This is a genomic window from Microbacterium sp. SCPM-O-B-15248 (M128) (assembly GCF_058214835.1).
Map to the genome: position 1 here is coordinate 24,317 of NZ_JBYQLI010000005.1, position 25,169 is coordinate 49,485.

Here is a 25,169-nt window from a genome sequence, read left to right on the forward strand (position 1 = left end):
TGGGCCAGCAGCGGACTGCCGCCGCTTGTTCAGGATTCGTGACCCTGCGCAGAGCCGGTCATGCGGGCGGTGGTGTCGAACGCGGCCAGTTCGGCGGGATGAAGCTGGTGCTGGACGACGAAGCTGCGGTCCTTGATCCGCCAGAGCCCTTGCCCGGTGCCCAGTCCCGGCAGGAGGCGTTGCTCGGTGCCGGTGAGCCCGAGCGTGGTGGCGGTGGGGCCGAGCTGGTCGGTCTCTTGCCGGTAGACGATCCGGGTCTCCGCGTTCGCCAGCAGCGAGTTCGCCAGAGCACGGTTCGCTGAGCCGAGGTCACCGACGTTCTCCAGGTCGGTGAGCTTGTGGAACACGAGCAGGTTCGCCAGGCCGTAGTGGCGGGCGAGCCGCCAGTGCGCGTCCATCCGGCGCAGCAGCGCCGGGTGCGACATCAGCCGCCATGCCTCGTCGTAGATGACCCAGCGTCGGCCGCCGTTCGGATCGAGGAGGGCGGCTTCCATCCACGCCGACGAACAGGTCATCAGCACCGAGATCAAGGTGGAGTTCTCGGTGACGCGGGACAGGTCCAGGCTGACCATCGGCAGCGTCGGGTCGAACCTCACCGTCGACGGGCCGTCGAACAGCCCGGCCAGGTCACCGGCGACGAGCCGCCGCAGCGCGTGCCCGACTTGACGGCCATCCTCAGCAAGTCGGCCGTCTGGATCGTCGGCCGGGTCTGGGCGCAGCAGTCGGTCGACCACCATCGGCAGGATCGGCACGTCAGCGTCGCGCACCGCGCCGGCCAGGGCGGTGTCGATCGCGGTGTGTTCCAGCGGAGCGAGCGGCCTAGCCAGGACGGTCTCGGTGAGCGCGCCGAGCAGGTCGCGGCGCCGCGCAGCCAGCGTGGTCGCCCACTCCTGATCGGAGAGGCCACCGGGACGGTAGCCCTCATCGAGCGGGTTGAGCCTGTTGCCCATCCCGTGTCCCAGGATGATCGCTTTCCCGCCGACCGCTTCGGCGACGCCGGTGTGTTCTCCTTTGGGGTCGCCGGGAACGTAGACGCGGTAGCCGAACGGCAGGCTGCGGGTGTAGAGGCTCTTGGCGAGCGAGGACTTTCCGGAGCCGACGATCCCGGCGAGGACCAGGTTCGGGGCGGTGATGATGCCCCGCCGGTACAGCACCCACGGGTCGTAGACGAACGAGGACCCGGAGTAGAGGTCCTGGCCAATGAACATGCCCTGCGGCCCGAGACCTGCTTCGGCCAGGAACGGGTAGTGGCCGGCGAGGACGGCGCTGGTGTCCTGGTGCCGAGGCAGCCGGAACCTCCCCGGCGTGCGGAGCGCGGCTGGTCCGGGTTCGCCGGCCGAGGGCAGGTAGACCGTGGCACGCCGTTCGGCGCGCTTCGCCTCCAGCTTCGCGCGGGCGGTGGCCTTCTCCGCCTGCCGTTGCTCGGCGACGAGCCGGGCGGCTGCTTGTCGCCGCTGCTTTCGCAGCCGCCGTCGTTCGGAGGCCGGTGCGACGAGGACGGCGGTGTGCAGCTTCTCGTCCCGGTTCACCACGAGAGCCCTCGGGTCTGCTTGACGGCGGCGACGCCGGGATGCTCGAACCAGCTGCCGTCCCGGACTCCGCTGTGCCGTCTTGCGGTGTCGCGTCCGGCTGGGCGGTCCGGAGGTGGGACGGGGGTGTCGTCGGTTGGGTCGATCGCATGGTCGGCGGGGATCAGGTGCCGCCGGTAGAGGGCGACGTGCCCGGCCTGCGGGTTGTAGGACATCGCGTAGTCGCCGGTCTCGGCCTGCCGGTCCCCGGCATAGACAGGGGCGTGGTCGTGAACATCGCCGTTCTCCAAGGCGGCGTCGGTGGTCTCGTCGCCGTAGTCCCAGCCGGACAGATGCTCGATCCCCGCCTCGACGCCGTCACGGTCGATGAGGTCGAGAACCCGGTCGGCGTCCTCGCCTTGCAGGAACACGACCCCCACCCAACGATCAACGAGTTGCGTCGGTGGGTTCCAGACGATCCGGCCGGAATGACTCATCGCGGCGTTGAGCCGGTCGTGGGCCTGGTCGATGAGCGTGCCGGCCTGGTGCAGCTCGTCGGCCGCCGACACCGCCTCGACCGCACCGCCGGCCGGGTCGCGTGCTTCGTCGGTCACCTGATGCTGCTGGTTCAGGTGGGCGGTGGCGAGCTGGTCCAGGACTTGCCGGAGCGAGCGCGCCCCTGCCAGCAGGTCACCGATCACCGCGTACGTGTCGGCCGGGTGGTCGAAGCTGCGGGTGGCGTGCGCGAGCCCACGCAACGCCTCGGACGCCTCGGCGGCATCGCGAGCGGGATCGGTGAACGTGGGCATCGCGGTCTCCATCACTTGGTTGCCCGCCAGGTGCGCTTCGCCGGACCGCTGTCCGTCCCTCTCCGTAGGCTTGTAGCCATGCCCTATGTCGCCACTGTGTTGCGCGTGATGATCGCCTCGCCCTCTGATGTGCCGGAGGCTCGCGATGCTGTAGAGAAGGCGGTACACGGCTGGAACGACGCGAACGCGAGGAACAAGGGCGTGATCCTCCAACCGTGGCGTTGGGAAACCTCAGCGGTGCCGGTCATGGGCGCTCACCCGCAGAAGCTGATCAATGCACAAGGCGTCGATGATTCGGACATCGTGTTCGCGCTGTTCGGCGGACGACTCGGCTCACCGACACCTGACGCGATCTCGGGAACCGCCGAGGAAGTAGACCGAGCGCTGGAGCTAGGCAAACCTGTTCATCTCTACTTCTCGACCGCTGCTCTCCCGAACGACATCGATACCGCGCAGCTCGATGCCTTGCGGGCCTTCAAGAAGGACATGCAGGACCGCGGACTCCTCGGCGAGTTCAACAATCCCGAACAGCTCAATCACGAGGTCTGGAAAGCGATCGAGCACGACATCGTGGCCCTGAAACTCGACGCGACACCCGCCGTGCAGTCACAGCCAAGCGGAGTGGACTTCCTGGTTCAGCCCCATCAAGAGCGCGAAGTCTCGGGAGTGAACTCGAAGGGTGCACCGCGCTACACGACGAAGCACTGGCTCGACATCACAAACACTGGCGATCGCGACGCGGAAGGCGTTCTGTTCGAGAGCGTTGGCGAGGACAGTGCCATGTTCATCGCTGGCCCGGAAGGATCCACCACGATCCACCGTGGCCAGACCCGGCGCCTGCCGGTGATGTTCACCTTCGGAGGGTCGGGTGACCCGGTTCTTCGCATCCAATGGGTCGAAGATGATGACGCCAAGCACCGAGACTTCCACGTTGGGTAGTCACCTGTAGCTACACCGTGCGGCACAGCGGGAGCGCCGCCGCGGTGAACGCTGCGGCTTGCTGGCCGATGAGCCGGCGGGTCTCGCAGGAGGCTTGGATCGCGGACTGCTCGATCGCGGCGACTGCGGCTTCCAGGTCATCGAGGGTGGGCGCGGTGATGCTGATGAGGCCGGAGACGCGGAGCACGCCGTGTCCGGCGGTGAGGTCGGCTTCCTGTTGGAGCACGTCGTGGTACTCGGCGGTTTGGGCGGCGTCCTCGATCTGTCCCATCCGTGCGCGCTGGGCGGCATCGGAGAGGTGTTCGACCTTCTTCTTGCGGATGTCGCGGGCGGCCTGGTCCGATCGCATCGGGGTGTAGAGCAGTGAGACGGAGCGTTGGATGCCGGTGGACAGCAGTACGGGGGCGAGGAAGCCCGGGTAGACCATGCTCCGGGGCCATTCGGCGACCCACAGGACGGTGTGCCAGGCCGAGTCGGTGCGCAGGCTGCCCCAGGTCTCGGTGACCGCGACCGGGCCGGCGGTGGCGAGGTCTTGCCCGAGCTTCCCGTGCCGCTCCAGCGTGGCGGCGACGGCCGGGTCGTAGGCCGAGCGCAGGATCACCGCGACCTGGCCGGGGCCGAGCCACCCGACCGGGGTCAGGTCGGCCGACCGCAGCGCGGCGGTCAGGGTCGCCATCTCTTGGCGCAGGACCGCGGCGGCGCCGCGGATGCCGCCGCCGGCGGTCCTGATCTGCCGGGCTGCGGTCTTCATGTCCAGTGAGAGGCTGATCGTGGTGGCGTGCCGTTCCCCGGCGGGACCGGCTCGTTCGATCAGCTCGGTGTAGGTGGTCGCGGCCCAGGAGTCGTCGGCGGTGCCGTGCTCGGCCCACCATTCGGCCAGTCCGGTCCCGGAGTCCGGCAGCGTCCGCTCCAAGACTTGCAGGGTCGCGATCCGCCCGGATCGGCAGACTGTGGCGAGCACCCGCCCCCAGGAGGTGACCCGGCGTTCCTGCTCGCCGGGGTCGAGCAGCACGAACGCGGGATGGGTGACTTCGCAGACCACGGTGAGGGTGGACTGGCGGGGGTCGTGGATCATGCATGCCCCGGTCTCGGGGTCCAGATGCTCGCGCAGCCGGGCCATGTCGCCGGGCATGGCGAGGTTCCCGACCGGGCGCGGGGTGACGATCCGCCGGCGGTACAGCAGTTGCCCGCCGGTGGAGCGCCACAGCCACCAGCAGGCGACGGGCAGCCATTCGACCATCGGCCGCCCGGCGACGGGCACCCAGGTCAGCACCGCGGCGAGCAGCCAGATCGGGGCGGTGTAGGCCAGCAGCATCCCGGCTCCGCCGTAGAACGCCGTCAGTACGGCCAGCCCGCCGATGCCGAGGGTGATGAGCTGTGAGACTGAGAGCCCCAGCAGCACGCCCCGGCGGGTGAGGCGGGAGAACTTCACCGGCGTCAGTTCACTGCCCGGAACCTTCTGATCTGTCGTGGTGGGCATGGCCGATCACTCCTTTCCGGTCTGCGGCGGCTGGGACGGTGCCGGGGTTCGCGGCTGGGGCGCAGACGGCGGGGGCGGTGTCTTCGACGGCGCGGTCTGGCCGCTACCCGCTTGGCCGTCGGCGCCGCTGGCGGCGGTCTCGGCCTGTCCGGCGACTGCTTTGCCGGCCTTCGGGCCGGCTTCGGCCGCGCCCTTGACGACCTGCGCTCCGACGACCACTGCCGCTGCCGGACCCGCCGCCGCAGCACTGGCCCCCGCTCCTGCCGCCGCACCGGACCCTGCGCTGGCTCCGGCGCCTGCGGTGCCAGCGCTGCCGGTGCCGCTGGCTGCGGCCGGTGCCGGGGTGCGCGGCGGCGGGGTGCCGCCTGGTCCGCCGCCAGCCCCCTTCCCGCCTCCCGGGTCGCCGCCCTGGGGGTCATCGAGAACCTTCTTCGGCTCGCCGCCGCCGGGGGTCTTGGAGGGCAGCGGGAGGGGACGGTTCAGGGCGTTCTTGGCTTCCTGCTCGGTGCCCATCTGCTGGTAGAGGTCGAAGCCGATGAACGACACGAACCGGTAGACCATGTACGGGGCGAAGGCCGCGATTCCCATCAGCACGATCCCGGTGATCGGCTCGGTGACCGCGGTGATGTCCGCCTCGATGGGGGTGGCGATCTGGGTGATCGCCAGCAGGAAGATCACCACGAGCACGAGCTTGGACACGATCAGCGCGATCACGAACGCGGCCCACTTGCCGATCCACCCCTTGGTGGCATCCCACGAGGCGCCGGCGAACGCGATCGGCGCGAGCACGACCCCGACCAGCAGCAGCGCCTTGCGGATCAGCAGTGAGAACCAGACGATGAAGACCGCGGCGATCATCAGCCCGGCCAGGAAGATCGTGACGATCGCGCCGACGCCGGGAGCGGCGATGTTGATGCCGGTCAGGCCGGCGGCGAGCAGGATGATCTTGTCGCCCATCGTCTCGGTGGTCTCCCCGGACGCCTGGATGATGCCGATGCAGAGCTGGTCCACGATCTCCAGCGCGAGCGCGGTCAGCGTGACCACAACGAACGCGCCGAGCACCGATTTCGCCGCGCCGAGCGCGGCCCGGGACAGGGCGGTCGGATCACGCTTGATGAGCCCGGTGATGAGTTGCAGGCAGAAGAAGATCAGCACCAGGAACACGCCGATGCCGAAGATCAGGTTGTAGACGCTGGTGAACCCATCGGTCTGGACATCGACCAGGGTGGTCGTGTCGAACACCGCCCACATCGCCTCGATCAGCCAGCCGGCCGCGCCGCCCATCGCCTGGGCGAGCCAGTCGAACGGGGCCGCCACGACCGTCGCAGCAGCTTCCCCGGCCACATCGCACACCGACGAGATGACCGGCACATCGCAGACACCCATCGTGAACCTCCTGTCGTGTCCGGGCCGGCCTCAGACGGCCTGACCGACGTCCCAGAAGAAGTTCACGAGCGTCACCGCCGCACCGCAGATCACCGCGGCACCGCAGGAGATCAGCACGCCGAGCTTCCCCCGCCCGGACAGGTGCGGATTGGAGCTGTTGGCGCCGTAGGCCCACACGATCGCGGACACGATCAGCGCCAAGACGGACAGGATGAGGCCGACCGTCATCACCGCGCCGACGATGGCGCGGAGCTGTTCGATGCCGGGCAGGCCGGAGCTGTTGGGGTCGATGTCGATCACGGCGGTTACTCCCTCGCTGAGCGGATGGCTGGTTCAGCGGCGAGGTGAGCCAGTCACACCCTGAGCGCGTGCTGCCGTCGCGCGGGGGTCAGAGCTGGCGGCCGAGGACGATCAGCCAGTTCACCCACGCCACCCCGGCACCGGCGAGCACGGCGGCACCGACCCCGACAAGCACCCCGACCCGGCCTTTGGAGGCCAGCGAGTGGTTGCCGTGCGAAGCGCCCAGCGCCCAGCAGATCGCCGAGACGACGATCATCAGCACCGCGACGACGAGCACGATCGTGAGCAGCGCACCGATCACCTGTTCCAGGTCACCGATCCCGGCCAGGCCGTCGAAGTCGGGGAACACGTCCATCACGCACCGGCCTTGACGGTGACGTGGAGGTGGTCGAAGTGTCCGCCGGTCACGTCACCGGGGTCGTGGCTTCCGCCGCCGTCGTAGTCGCGCCAGCCTTCGCCATCGCGGGCGATCGACCAGATGCGGCCCTGCCAGATTAGGTACTCCACGCCCAGGGTCTCGGCGTGGTCCTTCATCCAGTTCGTCACCCGCCAGCCGTCCTCGAGTTGCGTGGGGGTGGGATAGGTCCCGATCCGGTTGCCGAAGGTGATGTCGCAGGCGCGTCCCAGCGGGTGCTCGGAGGTGGTGCCGGGCCGGGGCGAGTAGCAGGCCCAGCCGGTGTCGGGGAACCCGGCGCGGGCTTGGGCCACGAGGTGTGCCACCCGGGCGGTGATCTGCCCGTCGCTGGTGGGGTCGTCCACGAGCCGGTCGGGGTCGCCGTCGACCGGGGCGGGTTCGCCCGCGGTGCCGCCGGGGGTGTCACAGCTGGTCGGGGCGCCGACTGCGGCTTCGGGCAGGTCGGCGGCGTTGTGCGCGTTGAGCCAGGCGGCGGCGTCGACGGCCTCGCCGTGGGTGCCGCCGGGGCGGACCTCGAAGTGTAGATGCGGTCCGGTGGAGTTGCCGTAGCTGCCGACATCGCCGATGTGCTGCCCGGCGACGACCCGGTCACCGGCTGAGGCGTGGAGGCCGGATTCCCACATGTGGGCGTAGGCGGTCGCCACCGTCTGGCCGTCGATCTGATGCTCGATGACGATCAGCCCGCCGTAGCCGCCGGAGAACTCCGCGACGGTCACGGTGCCGTCCGCGGCGGCGAGGATCGGGGTGCCGTCGGGGGCGGCGAGGTCGGTGCCGGTGTGGAACGACGACTCTCCGGTGATCGGGTGGACTCGTGGCCCGAACTCGCTGGTGAGCACCCAGGTTCCCTCCGGCAGCGGGAACACTACCCGCGCGGACTGTGCCACCGGAGCCGCCGCGACCACGGACCCCGCCGGACCGGCCGAGCCGGATGCGCCGGTTCCGTCGCTGGCGGCGCCAGTGAGGGCATCGAGGATCGCGTCGGCGACTGGCTGGTAGTTGCGGTAGCGGTCCGGGTAGGCGCTGACTTCGACGGCTTGGGCGGCTTCGCCGGGGTCCATGTGCTGCCAGCCCGGGATGTCCAGCAGCCCCCGCGGGCTCGGGTAGTTCGGGCCGTCCGGGCCGCCGAAGAACGCCCGCGCCTGGTAGGTCGGGTCCATCAGCTCCGCGACGGTGCCCCACCCGGATTGCGGTCGCATCTGGAACAGACCGAGCGAGTCGTGATCCGAGCCGTTGCCGTCGTTGGGGTAGTTCCCGCTGTCGGGGTAGGCGCCGGTGTTCGCCAACTGCCGCAGCGTGCTCTCGGTCAGCGCGGCCATCAGCGCGATCGTGATGCCGGGTCGGCCGACGCCCTCGATCCCGCCGCCGATCGTGATGATCGTGGCCGCGTGCGTGAGTTGCTGCCGGTTCAGCGTGAACGTCTCACCGTTGGCGGTCGTGACCGTCAGCGACTCCGGGACGGCCCCGACGGTGACGGACCCGCCGGGGGTCGCGCAGTTCGCGGCGGCGGGATTCATCAGCACGCCGATGCCGACCAGCCCCAGCATGGGGCCGAGCAGCAGCAGCGCGAGGACGGCGGCGGTGAGCTTCGTCAACACGGTAGGACCCGGCGGCTATCGGAGTGGGTTGTCGAGCTGGGACAGGCGCAGTACATGACACAGGCCGGTGCGCAACTGCGGTGTCGGCGGCGGGCAGGCCAGGAACACCGTGAACGACACCGACTGCTCAGCCGTGACCGGTTCGCCGTTCCAGACGCCCGCGCGGTGGCGGGTGCCCTCGATCGTGACCGCGGTGGCACCAGGAGGGAGCTGCCCGGGCTGGGCTTGCTCGACCGCCTGATCCCATGCCTCCGGTACGAACGAGCGGTCGATGACCAGGCGCTGGGTGGTGGCGTACTGGCGCAGCTCGATCCACGCCTCCCGGGAGGGCAGGTAGGCGGCGATGTCCGAGGCGAGTCCGGCCTGCTCGGCGCCGGAGGGGTCGCCGACCTCCAAGATTCCCGCGGAGTAGTCCAGCGGCATCAGCCCCGAGCCGGTGTCCCACCCGAACAGCGCCTCCGCGACGTTGCGGGCGAACTGATCCGGGTCGTGAGAGGGCAACACTAGCGGCGGCCCTGGCGCCTCCGGGCCGGTCTCGCCGGGCACGGTGACGGTCGGTGCCGGTGCGGGTGCGTCGTCACGGGGTGGTCGTGGGCCGGTGATGAGCCCGTAGACGCCGATACCGACCAGGAGCAGCAGCACGATCCCGGCGGCGATCACGGCGATCAGCCGGCCACGGGACCAGGACGCGAGATTCGTCTTCATACCCGCCAGGTGCGCCCACCCACGACACGCCGGGACCCGGGGTAGTTCAGAGGGCGCGTAGCAGCGGCTGGTCGGGCTGGGTCGCGGTGCGGGCGGTGCGGAGCCGGTCAGCGAAGGCCATCGTGCCTTCGACGGCGGCGAAGAACGCCTCGATCTGCTCGTCGGTCAGGTCGGTCGCCAGCTCGTCCACGTCGTAGTGCGTCCACCACGCGTCCAGCTCGCCCCAGGTCAGCACGAACGCGCGTACCGAGAACCGCGTCGGCCCCTCGTCCCCGTCAGCGGGTCGCGCCCCGGATGCGGCCCGTTTCGGAGCCTTTCCGCGCCGGGTGGTGTGGACGCGGGCGAGCGCTTCGTCGGCCAGCTCGTGCAGCCGCCGGTCCCGCTCGGCACCGGTGTCGGCGTGTGCGTCCCGGAGACGCTGGAAGATCGGATTGACCGGCGCGCCGGCCTCGATCCGCGCCAGCCCGTCACGGGCCTGGCCGCGCAGCTCCTCAGAGACGGCGGGGTCGCCGGTCAGGCGTTGCAGGAACCCGATCTGCTCCAGCCGCGTGTAGGACGACGAGCCGGTCACCATCCGTGCTGCCTGCGCGCGGGCATCACCGAGCGGGCCGGGTGCTGGTGGTCCCGCCGAATCGGCGGGACCATGCTTCCCGGGCTCGTGGCCGTCCTGGAACTGGGTGGCCGCCTTCCTGCGGGCGGCGTCCTCGGCGATGAGTTCCTTGATCTCCCGGTACAGCCCGGCGGCCTCGATCGGGGTGAGGGACTTGTGGAGCTGGTTGTCGTCCTGTTCAGCGAGCAGATGCCCGAGCCGGTCCGAGATGCCCGAACGCACCCACACGCTGACGCGGCGGTGCCCGAGCTGCTTGATCGCCGCGAGCCGCCGCGCCCCGCACACCAGCGTCCCGTCCGGGGTGATCGTCGGCGGCTGCAACAGGCCGTCCCGCTCGATCGACGCCGCCAGAGCGTCGAGGTCGCCCAGGTCGGTGCGGTGCCGGCGCCCGACGGTGATGGAGTCCACCGTCCGCTCCAGCTCGATCCGCCCGTCCGGGGTGTTCATCGGGCGCCTCGCGACGTGTCGGTGCCGCGCGTGTTCGTGCCGGGTGCCGCCAGCGACAGGGTGAGCACGAGGTCGTCGTCGCGCAGCAGCACCGGCAGCGTCTCACCGATCAGCAGCCGCAGCAGGATGCCCCGTCCGGCGCCGGTCGCCGCGAGCTCCGCCGCGGGGCTGCCCAGCAGCGCACGCAGCAGCACCGCCCAGGTCCGGCCCGGCATGTCGAGCAACGCGCGGGCGTGCTTGTCGCGCCGCAGCGTCTCGTAGGCGGTGTGCCGGTTCCCGACCCGGGTCAGCGCCCCGCAGACATGCTCCACCGCCGCCCGCGCGGTCCCCGCCGGCCAGCCCAGCAGCACCAGCAGGGTGATCGCATCCGCGACCGCCGCGGTCGCCGAGGTCGGTTCCGACCCGTCCCGCCCCGCGTCGTCATCGTGTTCCTCGCCGTGCCCGGTGGTGTCATGCGGATCGGTGATCTGGAAGGCGGGGTGGTAGTCGTCCAGTGGGTTCTCCCGGTCGGAGAGCCGTTCGGGGTCGTGGAACACCGAGTAGCGGGGCCGACGCGCCTGGTGGGTCGAGCACAGCAGCCCTTGGCCGCGTTCCTCGGCGATGCAGGTGATCCGCACCGCGTGGGTGACCACCGCCCACGGGTCATCCGCGGTGCGGGCGGCCTTGCTGCGCATCACGTCGAACGCCGCCGACGCGGCCTCCCACGGGTCGAGCCGGTGCTTGTGCGCCAGGGCCGCGTACTTCTCGGCCGCGAACGCCATCAGCTCGCCCGCCACCGGGTCCTGCTCCCACGCTCCACGCCCCGCGGCGTGGAGCCGGTGCAGCAGTGCGCGCAGCCCTTCGCTGCTGCGGTAGTCCTCCGCCCGCTCGCCGCTGCTCGTCGCGTTGGTCGTGCCGGTGGTTGTGGTGTCGTCAGTCATGGTCGGGGCACCTCCTGGCGGGCAGGTGCGCCCGCAGGTCCCTGCGGGTCTGACCTCCGCCAGCCAGGCGTCCACCACTGACCACCGCTCCCGGCTACCGCATCCCGACCCCGGACCGCGCCTGGGCATGGTCCGTGCCGCCGCGACGCCCGAACGCCGACAACGGCGGCAGATGCCGGGCCCGTTCGCCCGCCCACTGCGCGCCCTTCTCGATCGGAGCGCGCAGCCGGCGGCTCCCCGCGGCGGCGAGGTCGACGCCGCCGCGCGACAGCGCCCCGCCGGCACGGGCGAACAGATCGGTCGGGCGCACCCAGTCCACGCCCCGGCCCCGTACCTGCGCCAGCTTCTCCTTCGCGGCCCGGCGGGACGCGGCGTCCCTGATCGCGTCCGGCGTTCCCGTCGCCTCCGCATCCTCGGCCGGCGCGGTCTGTGTCTGCGGGGCGTCGTCCGGCACGCGATGCCGGCGGTACTGCTCGACCGGGTTCGTCTGGTCCTGGTCGTTCATGACGTGACTCCTTCCCTTACGGGCTCGGACCCGGGCGGGCCGGCCTCATCGCTGTGGTGCGCGTCGGGACGCTCGGGGCGGGGCAGCCACCGGCCGACCGTCGAGGGATGCACTCCCAGGTGCCGGGCGATGGCCTTGTTCGACCACTCCCGCTCCCGTAGCTGCGCCGCCTGCGCCCGACGATCCGAACCCGCGTCTTCACCCGCCTCGACGGGGCCGGGCGTGGCAGGCGGGGGTGCGGCCGGTGCGGGCTCGATGCCTGGCACGGTGGCCGTGGCGGGCGGCACCTCGCCCGCTGTCTCTGGCGGGTCGGCGGGACGGGCGCCGGCTCGGGTCAGGACGACGGTCAGATGGGTGATCGCCAGCAGCACCACGGGCGGCACCGCGGCGACGGCGGCCGCGAGCGGGCCGGGCACGTCGGCGTCCGCGGCGACGACCGCGTGCAGGGAGTTCGCCGTCACCGAGACCGCCGCGCCGCCGATCAGCAGCGTCCACGGATACCAGGCCGCCTTCTCACCGGCGAGCGCCACCACGGCGACTGTGGACACCACGATCACGCCATCGACGATCAGTGGCCACGCCCACGCCTGCCCCGCACCGATCCCGGAGCGGCGGGCCAAGTCCGCCAACGCGGTGAACGACAGCCAGAACGCCCCGGCCGCGATGAACACCGTCCCGGCAACGGATGTGACCACCGCCCAGCGCTGCCCCCGCACCCTGTTCACCCCAGGCCCCTCACCGCGCTCGCCCGTGACCCGGGATCACGTCGAGCGAGCCCGCCCGCTGGCGGGCTCGCCGAGGCGGAGCGTTCTCGGCGGGCGGCTCCCGCGTTGACGCTGCGGTAGGCGCTGTAGACGGTGCGGGTGATCTCCCGCTCGGCGAAGTCGGGCTGCTCGGCACGCACCAGCGCATCTAGAGCCTCGGAGACCGGCACGTTCCCCTCAGCCAGGCGGCACGCGGCCCAGAACAGCTTGTAGTTCCGATCGCCCTTGACCTGCCGGGACAGCCACGCCGCCAGCCGGTCCGCGTCTTCCCGTCCCGACGCCTGCCCACCTTGCCGCAATGGGCGGCGTGGCGGTGGCGGATCGAGGAAGTCGCGTAGCCGCACCGCATCCACCGGGGCGACCACACCGGTGGCCACTTGCTCGACCCGGTACGAGACCGAAGTACCGTCCAGTCGCAGCGTCGAGGGCGGGGCGATGACGTAGCCGCCGTCCCCGCGGCAATCCACGCCGGCCTTGCCGACCACCCACGACCGCTGCACCCGCCCCGAGACAGCCGGGAAGTAGGCATGCTGACCCCCGGTGGGCGTGGTCACCGTCGCCAATGGCGCCGGGATCAGACCCGCCCGAGCCGCCCGCGCATACGCCGCGTACCCATCGACACCGTGCACGTCCACATCGATCACAACCAGACCTGAGACGGCGCCGGTCGGGATGCCGATGTTCGCCTCCGGCTGCCACCGCCACCACCCCTGCACGCGCCGCGCGTCGGTCGTCGCGCGCCGGAAACCGGACGAGACGAGGGGCGTCTTCTCACCCGGCACGCACGGGAACACCGGCACCCCGGCCCGTGCCAACTCGCGCGCCGCGACCGACAACGGCAGACCGTCGAGCCGGTCGAACACGGCGGCGAGGGTTCCGGGGGCGACCATCACAGCACCGGCCCCGGCGCCGCCTGCACCCTCCGCGGCTCACGCTCGGGCAGCGGCTCCACCCGCGGCGCCCGCTCCGGTGCCCGTTCTGGTCCAGAGTGTGCGGGTCCGGAGCGTTCGGGGGTGTCGATGCGCAGCGAGGTCGGGTTGCCGTTGCCGAGCTGGATCGTATCGAGCTGGCCCAGAACCTCGGTCGCGGTGCGCCGGACCTTCTCGCCGGTGTCGCGGATGACCTGAACCGGGTCCTTGCCGTCCACGTTCGCCGCCCACCCCGCCACATAGGGGACCGTGTAGTCGCTGGTGTCCATGCCATGCGCGGCAGCGATCATCAACGCCACCGACTCGGCCTCGACCTCACCGGTCCCGCGATGCCGGCGGGCCTCCTGCTGGTTCGGCCCGTGCATCCGGACGTGACCCAGCTCGTGCGCGAGGGTCTTCACCTGCGCGGCCGGGTCCATGTCCGTGCGCACGAGCACTTGCCGGGTGTCGTAGTCGGTCATGCCGTTCGCGCCGCGGATCGCGTCGGCGTCTGGCATCCGCAGCACCTCATACCCCAGCGACTCGACCTGCGCGGCCAGCCCCTCCCACAGACCGGCGGGTGCCTCGCCTTCCAGCAGCTTCGGGCTTGGCAGCTCCGGCAGTTCGGCACCGTGAGTCCGGGACACATCCCACACATGAGCGGGAACGACGCTGACGATCCGGCGCTGCACCACCTCGCCCGGGCGCGGTTTCTCGCCTTTGGTCAGGCGTCGCCACGAGGCGGGGTCCTTCGGCGTCGCTGTCGCGAACCTCACCCGGACCGGCGCGCGAATCTCATAGCCGCCGCCGGCCTCGGCCCAGCGGCCCATCTTCTTCCAGTCCTGGAACCCGGCCACCCACGTCGGCGTCGGGGCCGACACCCGGCCCTGCTCGTAGGCGTCCAGGTGCTGCGCCCAGATCAGCAGCGTGTTGTTGAACGACCTCGACCGGAACCGTGCGGCGAACTCCATCGCCCGACGCCAGTCCTCACCCGACACCAGTTCCTCGACCGAGCGCACGATGCGTTCTTCGAGCGCGTCGAGCTTCGCTTCCCGTGTCTCGTTCCTCATCGCCATCGCGGGACCTCCCTCCGCCAGGGCCGCCCCGGGAGGGAGCAGCCGTGCGACCACGAGGTACGCCGGGCGGATCAGGAAGACGAGACGGACGACGGAAACGAGACTGGCGACCGTCAGGCTCCGCGACGAACCCGACTGGTCTCTACCGGACTACCGGAGCGAGGGTGTCCTCGGTTGTCGCACGAGCTGATCCTGCGGTTATCGTCGGGGCAGATGCGCGCTTCCGCCGGTTGAGTACGGAACCTTCTCCGTAGCTCAAAGCCCGATAACCGGCGGGAGTCAGCCCGACGCTACGGCGGAACTGGCGCGTAGCGAAATCTGAATCGCTCCAACCCACCTCGCGAGCAATCAGAGCGATCGGCGCATCGGATTCGCGCAGGAGCGCGGCCATCCGCTCGGTGCGAAGCATCGTGAGATAGGCGATAGGAGACTTCCCGAACGCCTCCACGAACAAGCGGCCGAGCTGCGACTTTGAGAGATGTACCTCGTCAGCGAGCTCAGTCGTAGACCATCGTCGCTGGGGTTCAGCACGCAGGAGATCAGCTGCCCTGCGAACTTCCGCTCGCAATGGTGCGAATCGGCGATGTCGTGGCGCGGACGGCCACGTTGTAGTGCGCTGCGTCGGCGACACTCGCACCTGCGAAGTCTTGACGAAGGGCGCGATCACATCGACCAGGCTGAACCAAAGAGCCTGCATCCGGTAGAAGTTCTTCGCGGGTCGTCCTTCGATGCTTAATGCCGCCAACTCATCGAGCCAGGGCATCAGCCCCTGGGTGCGATCCTCGCCGAGGCGGAGTACCTGCGCAGGTTCGGTGTACATCGTTGCTGCGAAGTCCTGGGCGTCGAGACGGTGGCACAAGCTGCCGACGTGCTGCCAGAACACCTGGTCGATCACATAGTCCGTGTCTGCGTAGATCGTCGTTACGGTGATGTGCCCCTCGGGCTCGCTGCCACATAGAGTGTTCGCGCCGAGCAAGATTACGTCGCCGGGCCCGACGGGCTGTTCACCAAACTCACTGAAGAGGATTGCCGAGCCATCGCGAACGACGATCACCTTCACGCAGTCGTACGCGACCGGCAGGCGAGCACGGGAGATGGTTGCGGTACGAACTATGAGTGGTTCGTACCGCAACCCTCGCCTGCTTCGATCAAACGAGCTGTTCGAGGGCGCCATAGAGCACCTCGTCCATCACATTTACGTGCTCGCGGATGCCTACGAACTGCCCATCGAGTCAGTGTTCGTGACTTCGACGTTGGGGAGGGCAATTCGCGCGGCAATGCCGCCTGCAATACAGAGACCAACAATTGCGAGTCCGCTGCTGAGTACGTAGGGCGATAGCCCGTGGGCGATCGACGTAAAACCCAAGCCGACGTAGACGGTGACCCCCGCGGACCCGCCGAGCTGGTCCGAGGCCCGCTGGACCCCGGACGCGACTCCCGCATCCTCTTCTGTGACCTCGGTCACCGCCGCATACTGCAGTCCAACGAGCCCGAATCCCATGCCTGCGGCGATAAACAGCATCGCGGGGGTCAGCAGCCATGCGGGGGCTTCCAACTGCGCAGCTACAGCGATCACGATCATGCCTACTCCTGCGGAACTTAGCCCGACAACGATGCAAGAACGCGCTCCCCAGCGCCCCAAGAGGCGGGGCACGATGGTCACGGCGGCGATGAGTGCCACGGCAAGGGGCAGGAGTAGCAGACCGGCTTCCAGTGGGGAAAGACCGACTTCATCCTGTAGGTAGAACGTGAACAGCAGGAATGATGTCGAAAGCGCCGCGCTCAGTAGTGCAGTCGCAAGATTTGCTCGCACCCGTGTTCGGTTATGGAAGAAGGTCAGAGGAACCAGAGGATTCGCGGCTCGGCGTTCCACTGTGACGAACAGGCCTGCGGCGACACTCGCTCCTACCAGGGCGGCGATTGCTAGCCATGGCAGATTCCCGGTGTTCTCTCCGGCTTCGACCACCCCGAATGCGAACAGCAGGGGTGCGCTCGTCAGCAGGATCGATCCAAGGAAATCCAACGGGGCGCGCTCTTGTTTCTGGTCGCGTGGCAGGAGGACGACCGTGGCGAGCAGTACGAACAGAATGAATGGAACCGCGATGAGGAAGATCCATCGCCACCCCAGGTGTTCGGTGATGATTCCCGAGAGCACGAATCCCAGTACGAGACCGCAGCTCGCCACTGCCGCCCAGACGCTCAGCGCACGGCTGCGAGCCTTCCCTTCGGGGAACAAGAGCACGATCGTTGCCATCGCAGCAGGCAGGGCGAGTGCTTCACCTGCTCCCTGGAGCAACCTGGCGATCACGAGTAGCGCGAAGGAATCTGCGAGCCCTGCCATCAGAGAGGCTGCTCCGAAGATCGCGGTACCGGTGAGAAGGAGGCGGCGGCGGCCAAAGACGTCCCCCAGGCGGCCACCGAGCATGAGCAAGCCACCGCCTGCGATGGTGTAGCCGACGACCACCCATGTCAGGCCGCGCGGGTCAACGCCCAGATCGTTGCCAATGGATGGCAGCGCTACGTTGACCACGGTGACATCTACGGCGATGAGGAATTGCAGGACAGACAGGCACACGAGGACTGCCCAGGAATGTGCGGCCGAAACTTGCGCTGGCCGCGACGATGAGGTGCTGAAAGACATTGAAACTCCGCTGCTCGAATGAAGAATCGGGCGACAACGTGTGTCGCTCCGAACCGACGATCAAGCGACGGAACGTGGAAACTGAAAAGTGAGAAGACGTTCCGCCGCTAGCGGAGCGTCTCCGTCACAGCGGCAGCGGCCGCAGCAGAAGCACCTGACATGCCTCCCATCCTAACCGACAGCAACTACGGATGCTTCGGCCCTGCTGTCCTACGTCCCGCGTTGAGACGCCCCGTCGACGTGGCGCCGGGCTGCGCCAGCCCGCCGCCACCCTCTCGCAGGTCACCAGAGCCACCACACGTCTTTCAGACGAGGCGCGAGGGTCTCGAGTCGCATCTGATGCGACCGGGCTTGCGGGATCACCTGCTCTCCGAGCGGTTAGCGGAAGGGGCAGCCGAGGTGACGGTTTCGATGCGTGTGATGAGCGCGGGCGATGGGTACAAGTACCTACTGAAGTCCATCGCCGCGGGCGATGGCGACCGCTCGCTGTCCACGCCGCTGACTCGGTATTACGCAGAGGCAGGAACGCCGCCCGGCTTCTGGATGGGCTCGGGACTTGGCCGGCTCGGGCACGGCGAGCTGGTCGAGGGAGCCCAGGTCGCAGAAGCCCAGCTCGCGCTGTTGATCGGGATGGGCCATGACCCGATCACGGGCGATCCGCTGGGCCGCGCCTACCAGCAGTTCGCGTCGGTCGCGGAGCGGATCACGCAGCGCGTCGACGCCCTCGACCCCGAACTGGGGCCGGCCGCTCGAGCTCAACAAGTAGCCGCGATCGAAGCGGAGGAGGCTGAGCGCGGAACCCGCCGCGCCGTGGCGGGCTATGACTTCACCTTCTCCGTGCCGAAATCCGTCTCCACGATCTGGGCGGTTGCAGACGCGGGCACCCAAGCCTTGATCGCAGACGCCCACCATGCGGCGGTTGCAGAGCTGGTTGCGTTCCTCGAACGAGAGGTTGCGACAACCCGAGTCGGTGCACCCGGCCCGGACGGCGCGGTTGCGCACGTCGATGTCGCCGGCGTCGTGGCGGCGGCGTTCGATCACTACGACAGCCGCGCGGGCGACCCGCAGTTGCACACGCATGTCGTCATCAGCAACAAGATTCTGACCGTGCAGGACGGGCGCTGGCGAACCCTCGCTGGCCGGCCGATGCACTCGGTCGTCGTAGCCGTCTCCGAGCTCTACAACGCCGCTCTGGCGGACCAGCTCACCCGCGTCCTCGGCGTGGAGTGGGAGGCGCGAGAGCGGGGCCGGGACCGGAACCCGGCATGGGAAATCGAGGGCGTGCCCGACGAGCTGGTGACTGAGTTCTCCACCCGGTCGCGACACATCGAGGCCGAGAAGGATCGCCTGATCGCTGAGTACGTCGCCAGGCACGGGCGCCAGCCTTCGGCGCGGACGGTGCTGAAACTCCGGGCACAGGCGACGCTCGCTACCCGGCCGGAGAAGCAGGTTCGGTCGCTGGCCGACCTCACCCGCGAGTGGCGGCAGCGCGCCAGCCGAGTGCTCGGGAAGGACGCGAACGGCTGGGCTCGCACCCTCACCGTGACGAACGCGCGGGCGCCGCGGGTGTTGCGTGCCGACGATATGCCGCTGGACGTGGTGCGTGAGGTCGGGCAGACCGTGATGGAGACGGTCGGTGAGAAGCGTTCGACCTGGACCCGCTGGAACCTGCATGCCGAGGCATCCCGGCAGTTGATGGGGTGGCGGTTCGTCACCATGCAGGATCGGGAGGCGATCACTGGCCTGGTGGTCGACGCGGCCGAGCACGCTTCGCTGCGGTTGACGCCGCCGGAGCTGGCGTCGAGTCCGTTGCAGTTCCGCCGCGTGGACGGCACCTCCCGGTTCCGGCCGCACTCGTCGACGCTGTTCTCATCCGAAGTCCTGCTGGCCGCCGAAGACCGGCTCCTGGCCCGAGCGTCCACCACCACGGGGCCGGTCGTGGCGTTGGAGACGGTCGAGAGGATCGCCCGAAAGCCCGACGCACGCGGGCGGGTGCTTAGTGAGGATCAGGCCGCGGCCCTGGCAGCTATCGCAGTCTCCGGTCGGATCGTGGACGTGCTGGTCGGCCCGGCCGGTGCCGGGAAGACCACGGCCATGAACGGGCTCCGCAGGGCGTGGGAGAAGGAACACGGCAACGGGTCGGTGATCGGACTCGCGCCCTCTGCTGTGGCGGCGCAGGTCCTCGCCGATGACCTCGGCATCGCGACGGAGAACACCGCGAAGTGGTGGCAGAACCACCTCATGCACGGCACCACGTTCACGGCCGGGCAGCTCGTCATCATCGACGAGGCGAGCCTGGCCGGCACCATGTCGCTGGACCGGATCACCCACGAGGCCGAGCAGGCGGGCGCGAAGGTCCTCCTGGTCGGTGACTGGGGCCAGCTCCAATCACCGGGCGCCGGCGGCAGCTTCGCCATGCTGGTGCACGCCCGCGGCGATGCTCCTGAGCTGACCGATCTGCACCGCTTCACCCACGAGTGGGAGAAGACCACCTCGCTCCAGCTCCGCCACGGCCGCACGGAGGCGATCGACACCCTGATTGGGCATGGCCGGATCACCGGCGGCGACGAGGAGGCGATGATCGACGCCGCCTATCGCGCGTGGCGGGCCGACATTGCTGCTGGGCGTGCGTCGATCCTGGTGACCGAGACGCACTCGACCGTCACCGAGTTGAACGCGCGGGCGCGGGCAGATCGGATCATCGACGGCGCCGTGAACCTGACCCGCGAACTCGCGCTGCACGACGGCACCGCGGTCTCGGAGGGCGATCTGGTCATCACCCGCGAGAACGACCGGCGGCTCGGCAACGGCCGAACGTGGGTCCGCAACGGCGCCCGCTGGATCGTCACCGGCGTTCGTGAGGACGGGTCGGTCAGCGTCCGCCCTGCCGGGCGCAGGTTCGGCGGCGGGATCGTCCTGCCGGCCGACTATGTGGCCGAGTATCTGGACCTCGGTTACGCGATCACCGCGCACCGTGCCCAAGGCGTGACCACCGACACCGCGCACGCGGTCGTCACCGCCACGACGACGCGGGAGAACTTCTACGTCTCCATGACCCGCGGCGCCACCAGCAACCATGCCTACGTCGCCGTCGACCGTGAGGACGCCGAGCACGCAGTGCCGCATCCCGGCGACAACCCGAACGTCACGGCACGCTCGATCCTCTACGGCGTGTTGCAGCACATCGGAGCGGAGTTGTCGGCGCACGAGACGATCACTGCCGAGCAAGACCGCTGGGGCTCGATCGCCCAGCTCGCAGCCGAGTACGACACGATCGCGCAAGCCGCGCAGCACGACCGCTGGGCCACCCTCCTGCAAGCCTCCGGGCTCACGGTCGAGCAGGTCGAAGACGTGCTCGCCTCCGACGCCTACGGTGCGCTGTCGGCCGAGCTGCGCCACGCCGAGGCCAACCACCACGACCTCGACGTTCTGCTGCCCAAGCTGGTGGCCGCGCGGGGCCTGGGCGATGCCGACGACCTCGCCTCTGTCCTTCACGCCCGCGTCGCTCGTGCCACCGTCCGGCCTGTCGGATCGGGACGCACCCGCAAGCCCCCGCGGTTGATCGTCGGGCTCATCCCGCACGCCGGCGGGCAGATGGCCGAGGACATGCGCCAAGCCCTGGACGAGCGCCGCGAGCTGATCGAGGCCCGCGCCAACGCCATACTCCGTACTGCGCTCACCGAGAAGGAACCGTGGACGGCCAGCCTCGGCCAGGCACCGAAGGACAAGAAGCAGCAGGCGGCATGGTGGCGCGCCGCCCGCACCATCGCCGCATACCGAGACCGTTACGGCATCACCGACGACCGCACCCCGTTCGGCCCCGACCCGGAGAGCACCAGCCAGAAGATCGACGCGATCCGCTCCCGCGCCGCCCTGAACCGCGCCCGCGCCGCCACGATCGAGGGCACCACGACGGAGCAGATACGGCCTGTGGCTGTCGGGCGGCGGACGCCGATTCTGTGAATGGGCACCTGTGGCCGCACGTCACCCGACTACCAATCGAGCAGACTTAGCATGTTCGATGCTCCGGTACTGATTGGGCGTGACGCCGATACCGCGGCGAAACTGTCGCGCAGCGAAGTCTGAATCACGCCAGCCGACTTCGCGAGCAATAGCGGAAAGTGGCCGGTCGGTAGTGCGGAGAAGATGAGCCATCCGTTCTGTGCGGAGCATTGTTAGGTAAGCGATGGGCGACTTGCCGTACGCTTCCACAAACACCCGCCCCATCTGCGACTTAGACAAATGGACTTCATCGGCAAGGTCCGAGACCGACCAACGGCGCTCAATGTCCGCGCGCAGCAGTTCCGCGGCTCTCCGCGCCTCCACGCGCAGCGGGGTGAACCGGCGGTGGCGAGGCAACGTGGGCCACGTTGTCGCTCGCTGCGTTGAGGATGTTCGGATCGGAGAGGTCTTGATGAAGGGGGCGATGACGTGCGTGATCGAGAACCAGAGCGCCTGCATTCGGTAGAAGTTCTCCACTGGCCGGCCTTCGATACTTAGCGTGACCAGTTCGTCCAGCCACGGCGCTAACGACTCCGCCCGATCCTCGCCGAGTCGAAGAATCTGGGCGGGCTCAACATAGGTGGCGGCGTAAAAAACCTGCGCATCGAGACGATCTTGCAGCATCCCGACGTACTGCCAGAACACTTGATCGACCACATAGTCGGTGTCGGCATAGATTGTCGTCATCGTGATACGGCCTTCGGGTTCACCACCGCACAGCGTGTTCGGACCGAGCAGGATCACGTCACCGGCATTGACCAGTTGCTTCCCGAACTCACCGACCAAGACCGCGCCGCCGTCACGGACGATCGTTACGGTCACACAGTCATAGGCCGACGGTACGACGGCAGCACGGAGCACTCTGGTTCGAGCAATGACCGGCTCGAACCAGAGTGCTCCACTGTGACGGGGAGACATCACGCTGTCGAATCCCAGTGATGCGTGTCGTCCGACGACCCACCGTCCTAGTTGACACGCTCCCGATGCGCCTTCGTGCGGTACCACCACAGAAGCAGAGCGAGGCCGACGAATATGGCACTGGTCAGAGCGATGCCGCGTGTTCCGGCGAGGTTGAGGGCGAGACCGCCAGCAATGGGGCCGATGATCGCCCCGATGTTGAGTGCCGCAGTAGAGAACGACCCGGACATCGTTGGGGCTGTTTCCGCCTCGGCCATGATCCGGGCGATCAGCGCGCTGCCGACGGTGAAGGACAGAGCGCCTTGTGTGAAGGCTAGAACCCACAGCAGAGCGGGGCTCGTCGGTGCCAGGGCGAGAGTCGCCCAGCCGATAAGCAGGAGCGGACTCGCTATCGCGATCAGCGGGCGCCAGTGACGGTCTCCGAGCTGGCCGGCCAAGGTGACACCAGCAAAGGCGCCGATGCCGAACAACGCCAGGAGCGCCGGCACCGCCCGGTCACCGATGCCACCCGGTCCAGCGGCGATCACAGCCAAGTAGGTGAACGTGCAGAACGTCGCTCCGTTGACCAAGATCGCCAGGACCACGACGACTTGTAGCGGGCGCCGACGCAAGACCGAGAGCTCTGCACCCAACGTTGTCGGTGCGGTGGCTACTGTAGGTGGGTCGGGCCGGGTCGGCGTCGCCGCGACCACCGCGATAAGTGCGGGTACGCAGATGATCGCGATGGCCCACAGGGTCGTGCGCCACCCCAATGCCTCACCGACAAGAGCCCCGAGAGGAACACCGGCGATCAGCGCGAGCGTGGTGCCAGCGAGGATCACAGCCAGGGCGCGTGCGCGCCGGTGGGCGGGAACGATCTGGCCGACCGTCGACAATGCGACGGCAAGGAACCCGGCGTTCGCCAACGCAGCGACAAACCGGGTCAGGATGAGAATGACGAACGACCCAGTGACGGCACCGACGACGTGTGCGACCACGAAGACGGCGAGGAACCCGGTCATGGTCCACCGCGGCGATAGCCTCCGGCCGCTAGCGGCCATCACCGGCGCGCCGATTACCATTCCGACCGCGAACGCGGAGGTCAGGAGACCGGCCTGACTCAGTGAGACGCCAAGCTCGGTGGCGATAGCCGGTAGCAGGCCAGCCAGGACGAACTCGGAAGTTCCTTGAGCGAAGACGGCGAGGGCAAGTAGATATAGCAAGAAGGGCATGAGAGTGCTTTCCGAAACATGAGACGAATACGGGTGCGAAAGGCACGGCCGGTGTTTCGGATGCACAGGCTCAACGGACGCGACGACTCAGGGCGCGCGTGCGACGAGGCTGGTGGGGAAGAACGTCAGCATCCAGGGCTACCGGCGTGCCGGCAGCCCTGCTCTGTCTGACTCAGGTGACCCCATACTCCCTAGACTATCTCAGAAGCAGAGCGGAGCACTCGCGCGGCGTTCTCGGCGCGGGTGCCTCGAACTCAGAGCGAGCGTCCCTGCGTGCCCGGTGACGGCCGCCGGTGCCAGAACTCGCGTCCTACTTCGGGCTGGGTCGCGGCCCGCCCTGGGCTCGGGTCGGCGTCGAGCAGGTCGATCACGTCGCTGGGCTGGGTGACGGTGGAGGCGAAGCCTTGCTTGATGAGTTCGTTCGGCCCGGCACTCGCGATGCTGGTCACCGGACCAGGCACCGCGCCAACGCCCCGGCTGAGTTCGCGTGCCGCGAGAACGGTCGTCATCGACCCGGACCGCGGACCAGCCTCGGGGATCACGGTCGCACTCGAGAGCGCCGCCATCAGACGGTTGCGGGCCAGGAACCTGTGCCTGGTCGGTGTCGCTCCGGGTGGCAGCTCGCTGACCAGCAGCCCGACATCCCCGATTCGGTTCAGCAGCTCGCTGTGCCCGGCCGGATAGGGACGATCCAGCCCGCCTGCCAGGACCGCGATCGCCTGACCGCTCGCGGCGAGAACGCTCTTGTGCGCGGCTCCCTCGATCCCGTAGGCGCCCCCGGAGACGACGATCCGTTCCTCATCGGCCAGACCCGTCGCCAGCTCGCCCGCGACCTGCTCGCCGTAGGAGGTCGCGGCGCGTGAGCCGGTGATCGTGGCTCGATCGCTCAGCGCCGTCGTCAGGAACGAGACCGCGCCGCGTGTCCACAGCAGGTACGGCGCACGATCGCTCAGGTCGTTCAGCCCGGCTGGCCACTCCCTGTCGGACGGGATGAGCGTGCCGAACCCGTGCCGTTCCGCCTGAGCGATCTGATCCAGCACTCCGGGTGTGACCCGCGCCGTCAGCCGTTCGCGCCACATCAGCACGTCGGCGCGTGCCAGGCCGGACACTTCGTCGTCCGCCTCGATCAGCCGCAGCGTCTCGACCCCGCCGTGACGGGCAAGGACGTACCCGGTGGTCGGGTCGTTCGGTTCGGCGATCATCGACAGCGCGACACGCGCCATCCGCTCACCCTGCATCTGCGCCGCCAACGTCGCCATGATCGGTGTCCTCTCACTCCCAGGTCACCGACGAGGTACGCCCATCTGACGCTGGGGTTCCCTCCGTCACGAGCCAGTCGTAAACTTGGAAGCGAGGCAGGTTCAGCAAACTACGCGGGTCCTTCGGGACGGCCCCTCGCGGGCACTCGGTTCATAGCCGCCTCCACGACGGAACACCGTCGCGCTATGACGAGGAAAGAGGCCCGCAATGCTCCGCACTTCCGTAGCGCTCAGCGCACGAGGCTACGGCGTACTCCGCTACGCACCCACCAACCTGCTCATCAACGCCGTCCGCACCAGACGCGGCCTCAAGTGGGGTCTCCCTGCGACGCTGCTCGCCGGTGTCTACATCTACGCAGCCGCGATCTGCACCACGATCATCAACGACGACGGTCCAGGCTGGCTCTACCTGCTAGTCCTGCTGTTCGTCTGGGATGCCTTCAAGTTCCTCTGGATCGGCCCGGTCAGCCTTGTCCAGCTTGTTCACGCTCGCTCCGCGGAACGGGAGGATTCTGATCGATCCGTATACCCCCGCTAGACCATGCGGCGCGGGGCGTCGGAGACCTGCTCCTGGACGAGGTCGAGTCCGTCGTACCCGGAGAACAGTGACCCGACACGGCTGGGCATGTCGAGGGGGCCTTCGACAGGGCCGGATGACCGCTGTGTAATACCCGCCGGGCCCGGTGACGGAGGATGTCCGAGGTCCGTGACATGATCCGTCACGCCGCCCGAGGGTCCCGGGATCTGGCCGTTTCAATGAGAGGATGAGAG

22 protein-coding genes are annotated in these 25,169 nt (G+C 68.9%); 3 read left to right on the plus strand and 19 right to left on the minus strand.

The genetic code is table 11. The features are described 5' to 3' along the window. Nucleotides 1-29 precede the first annotated feature (29 nt). Together AC3E6M_RS09985 and AC3E6M_RS09990 are read right to left on the minus strand one after the other, a co-directional pair. Complete coding sequence (locus tag AC3E6M_RS09985) at nt 30-1,532, minus strand: ATP-binding protein (protein ID WP_114116231.1); 1,503 nt, start codon at nt 1,530-1,532, stop codon at nt 30-32. After that, complete coding sequence (locus tag AC3E6M_RS09990) at nt 1,526-2,317, minus strand: hypothetical protein (RefSeq protein WP_282072114.1); 792 nt, start codon at nt 2,315-2,317, stop codon at nt 1,526-1,528. Before AC3E6M_RS09990 ends, AC3E6M_RS09985 begins: the two co-directional genes overlap by 7 nt. A gap of 78 nt (nt 2,318-2,395) precedes the next feature. On the opposite strand from AC3E6M_RS09990, the gene AC3E6M_RS09995 reads away from it, so the two are divergent. Further along, on the plus strand, nt 2,396-3,256 hold the full coding sequence (locus AC3E6M_RS09995; RefSeq protein WP_114116232.1) for a DUF4062 domain-containing protein: 861 nt from the start codon (nt 2,396-2,398) through the stop codon (nt 3,254-3,256). A 10-nt stretch (nt 3,257-3,266) separates the two neighbouring features. Here AC3E6M_RS09995 and AC3E6M_RS10000 read toward each other — a convergent pair whose 3' ends face one another. The 14 genes from AC3E6M_RS10000 to AC3E6M_RS10065 all read right to left on the minus strand — a co-directional run bounded on the left by AC3E6M_RS10000 (nt 3,267) and on the right by AC3E6M_RS10065 (nt 17,008). Next, nucleotides 3,267-4,736, minus strand: a complete 1,470-nt coding sequence (locus tag AC3E6M_RS10000; protein WP_268777299.1) for an SCO6880 family protein — start codon at nt 4,734-4,736, stop codon at nt 3,267-3,269. A 6-nt stretch (nt 4,737-4,742) separates the two neighbouring features. Continuing rightward, nucleotides 4,743-6,122 (minus strand): TrbL/VirB6 family protein, encoded by a 1,380-nt coding sequence (locus tag AC3E6M_RS10005; protein WP_114116234.1) that lies wholly within the window; start codon nt 6,120-6,122, stop codon nt 4,743-4,745. A 30-nt stretch (nt 6,123-6,152) separates the two neighbouring features. Then, nucleotides 6,153-6,422 carry a DUF6112 family protein gene (locus tag AC3E6M_RS10010; protein WP_007926521.1) on the minus strand — a complete coding sequence of 90 codons (270 nt, stop codon included), beginning with the start codon at nt 6,420-6,422 and terminating at the stop codon, nt 6,153-6,155. An 88-nt stretch (nt 6,423-6,510) separates the two neighbouring features. Then, the gene (locus AC3E6M_RS10015; RefSeq protein WP_114116235.1) at nt 6,511-6,777 is read right to left on the minus strand and encodes a DUF6112 family protein; all 267 of its coding nucleotides are present in this window, start codon (nt 6,775-6,777) and stop codon (nt 6,511-6,513) included. Further along, complete coding sequence (locus tag AC3E6M_RS10020; RefSeq protein WP_187346593.1) at nt 6,777-8,381, minus strand: M23 family metallopeptidase; 1,605 nt, start codon at nt 8,379-8,381, stop codon at nt 6,777-6,779. Before AC3E6M_RS10020 ends, AC3E6M_RS10015 begins: the two co-directional genes overlap by 1 nt. 66 nt (nt 8,382-8,447) lie before the next feature. After that, nucleotides 8,448-9,137 (minus strand): hypothetical protein, encoded by a 690-nt coding sequence (locus AC3E6M_RS10025; protein WP_114116237.1) that lies wholly within the window; start codon nt 9,135-9,137, stop codon nt 8,448-8,450. Nucleotides 9,138-9,183: 46 nt separating this feature from the next. Continuing rightward, entirely contained in the window at nt 9,184-10,194 is a 1,011-nt protein-coding gene (locus AC3E6M_RS10030) for a ParB N-terminal domain-containing protein (protein ID WP_114116238.1), read from the minus strand. Then, nucleotides 10,191-11,114: a hypothetical protein gene (locus AC3E6M_RS10035; RefSeq protein ID WP_114116239.1), complete on the minus strand. Its 924-nt coding sequence runs from the start codon at nt 11,112-11,114 to the stop codon at nt 10,191-10,193. The genes AC3E6M_RS10030 and AC3E6M_RS10035 overlap by 4 nt, the downstream gene beginning before the upstream one ends. Nucleotides 11,115-11,208: 94 nt before the next feature. Next, nucleotides 11,209-11,619, minus strand: coding sequence for a hypothetical protein (locus AC3E6M_RS10040; protein WP_341360875.1), 411 nt, complete (start codon nt 11,617-11,619; stop codon nt 11,209-11,211). After that, nucleotides 11,616-12,314 carry a helix-turn-helix domain-containing protein gene (locus tag AC3E6M_RS10045; protein ID WP_114117223.1) on the minus strand — a complete coding sequence of 233 codons (699 nt, stop codon included), beginning with the start codon at nt 12,312-12,314 and terminating at the stop codon, nt 11,616-11,618. Before AC3E6M_RS10045 ends, AC3E6M_RS10040 begins: the two co-directional genes overlap by 4 nt. Nucleotides 12,315-12,340: 26 nt before the next feature. Further along, nucleotides 12,341-13,273, minus strand: coding sequence for a bifunctional DNA primase/polymerase (locus AC3E6M_RS10050; RefSeq protein ID WP_114116241.1), 933 nt, complete (start codon nt 13,271-13,273; stop codon nt 12,341-12,343). Then, nucleotides 13,273-14,367, minus strand: coding sequence for an ImmA/IrrE family metallo-endopeptidase (locus AC3E6M_RS10055; protein ID WP_268777301.1), 1,095 nt, complete (start codon nt 14,365-14,367; stop codon nt 13,273-13,275). Before AC3E6M_RS10055 ends, AC3E6M_RS10050 begins: the two co-directional genes overlap by 1 nt. A gap of 142 nt (nt 14,368-14,509) precedes the next feature. Further along, nucleotides 14,510-15,541: a helix-turn-helix domain-containing protein gene (locus AC3E6M_RS10060; RefSeq protein ID WP_419181714.1), complete on the minus strand. Its 1,032-nt coding sequence runs from the start codon at nt 15,539-15,541 to the stop codon at nt 14,510-14,512. A gap of 39 nt (nt 15,542-15,580) precedes the next feature. Beyond that, entirely contained in the window at nt 15,581-17,008 is a 1,428-nt protein-coding gene (locus tag AC3E6M_RS10065; protein WP_222843206.1) for an MFS transporter, read from the minus strand. Between the two features lie 411 nt (nt 17,009-17,419). Between AC3E6M_RS10065 and mobF the strand changes: the two genes are divergently transcribed. Then, a complete protein-coding gene (mobF, locus tag AC3E6M_RS10070) occupies nt 17,420-20,971 on the plus strand; it encodes a MobF family relaxase (RefSeq protein WP_490529903.1) in 3,552 nt (1,183 codons plus the stop codon). 21 nt (nt 20,972-20,992) lie between these two features. On the opposite strand, the gene AC3E6M_RS10075 is transcribed toward mobF, so the two are convergent. From AC3E6M_RS10075 to dprA, 3 genes are all read right to left on the minus strand, one after another. Beyond that, nucleotides 20,993-21,832: a helix-turn-helix domain-containing protein gene (locus tag AC3E6M_RS10075; protein ID WP_268777304.1), complete on the minus strand. Its 840-nt coding sequence runs from the start codon at nt 21,830-21,832 to the stop codon at nt 20,993-20,995. A gap of 143 nt (nt 21,833-21,975) precedes the next feature. Next, the gene (locus AC3E6M_RS10080; protein ID WP_268777305.1) at nt 21,976-23,139 is read right to left on the minus strand and encodes a Cmx/CmrA family chloramphenicol efflux MFS transporter; all 1,164 of its coding nucleotides are present in this window, start codon (nt 23,137-23,139) and stop codon (nt 21,976-21,978) included. 254 nt (nt 23,140-23,393) lie between these two features. Then, nucleotides 23,394-24,362, minus strand: coding sequence for a DNA-processing protein DprA (gene dprA / locus AC3E6M_RS10085; RefSeq protein WP_490529776.1), 969 nt, complete (start codon nt 24,360-24,362; stop codon nt 23,394-23,396). 244 nt (nt 24,363-24,606) lie between these two features. Between dprA and AC3E6M_RS10090 the strand changes: the two genes are divergently transcribed. Next, nucleotides 24,607-24,936: a sulfate permease gene (locus tag AC3E6M_RS10090; protein WP_268777307.1), complete on the plus strand. Its 330-nt coding sequence runs from the start codon at nt 24,607-24,609 to the stop codon at nt 24,934-24,936. The last annotated feature ends 233 nt before the right edge of the window (nt 24,937-25,169 follow it).

What these genes read in the sequence shown, in the direction of transcription:
- AC3E6M_RS10055 (WP_268777301.1), bottom strand. Translation starts at nt 14,367, where the DNA reads ATGGCGATGAGGAACGAGACACGGGAAGCGAAGCTCGACGCGCTCGAA.
- AC3E6M_RS10020 (WP_187346593.1), bottom strand. Translation starts at nt 8,381, where the DNA reads ATGCTGGGGCTGGTCGGCATCGGCGTGCTGATGAATCCCGCCGCCGCG.
- AC3E6M_RS10005 (WP_114116234.1), bottom strand. Translation starts at nt 6,122, where the DNA reads ATGGGTGTCTGCGATGTGCCGGTCATCTCGTCGGTGTGCGATGTGGCC.
- AC3E6M_RS09995 (WP_114116232.1), top strand. Translation starts at nt 2,396, where the DNA reads ATGCCCTATGTCGCCACTGTGTTGCGCGTGATGATCGCCTCGCCCTCT.
- AC3E6M_RS10025 (WP_114116237.1), bottom strand. Translation starts at nt 9,137, where the DNA reads ATGAAGACGAATCTCGCGTCCTGGTCCCGTGGCCGGCTGATCGCCGTG.
- AC3E6M_RS10040 (WP_341360875.1), bottom strand. Translation starts at nt 11,619, where the DNA reads ATGAACGACCAGGACCAGACGAACCCGGTCGAGCAGTACCGCCGGCAT.
- AC3E6M_RS10000 (WP_268777299.1), bottom strand. Translation starts at nt 4,736, where the DNA reads ATGCCCACCACGACAGATCAGAAGGTTCCGGGCAGTGAACTGACGCCG.
- mobF (WP_490529903.1), top strand. Translation starts at nt 17,420, where the DNA reads ATGCGTGTGATGAGCGCGGGCGATGGGTACAAGTACCTACTGAAGTCC.
- AC3E6M_RS10015 (WP_114116235.1), bottom strand. Translation starts at nt 6,777, where the DNA reads ATGGACGTGTTCCCCGACTTCGACGGCCTGGCCGGGATCGGTGACCTG.
- dprA (WP_490529776.1), bottom strand. Translation starts at nt 24,362, where the DNA reads ATGGCGCGTGTCGCGCTGTCGATGATCGCCGAACCGAACGACCCGACC.
- AC3E6M_RS10080 (WP_268777305.1), bottom strand. Translation starts at nt 23,139, where the DNA reads ATGCCCTTCTTGCTATATCTACTTGCCCTCGCCGTCTTCGCTCAAGGA.
- AC3E6M_RS10060 (WP_419181714.1), bottom strand. Translation starts at nt 15,541, where the DNA reads ATGGCGCCCTCGAACAGCTCGTTTGATCGAAGCAGGCGAGGGTTGCGG.
- AC3E6M_RS10065 (WP_222843206.1), bottom strand. Translation starts at nt 17,008, where the DNA reads ATGTCTTTCAGCACCTCATCGTCGCGGCCAGCGCAAGTTTCGGCCGCA.
- AC3E6M_RS10030 (WP_114116238.1), bottom strand. Translation starts at nt 10,194, where the DNA reads ATGAACACCCCGGACGGGCGGATCGAGCTGGAGCGGACGGTGGACTCC.
- AC3E6M_RS10050 (WP_114116241.1), bottom strand. Translation starts at nt 13,273, where the DNA reads ATGGTCGCCCCCGGAACCCTCGCCGCCGTGTTCGACCGGCTCGACGGT.
- AC3E6M_RS10090 (WP_268777307.1), top strand. Translation starts at nt 24,607, where the DNA reads ATGCTCCGCACTTCCGTAGCGCTCAGCGCACGAGGCTACGGCGTACTC.
- AC3E6M_RS09990 (WP_282072114.1), bottom strand. Translation starts at nt 2,317, where the DNA reads ATGCCCACGTTCACCGATCCCGCTCGCGATGCCGCCGAGGCGTCCGAG.
- AC3E6M_RS10035 (WP_114116239.1), bottom strand. Translation starts at nt 11,114, where the DNA reads ATGACTGACGACACCACAACCACCGGCACGACCAACGCGACGAGCAGC.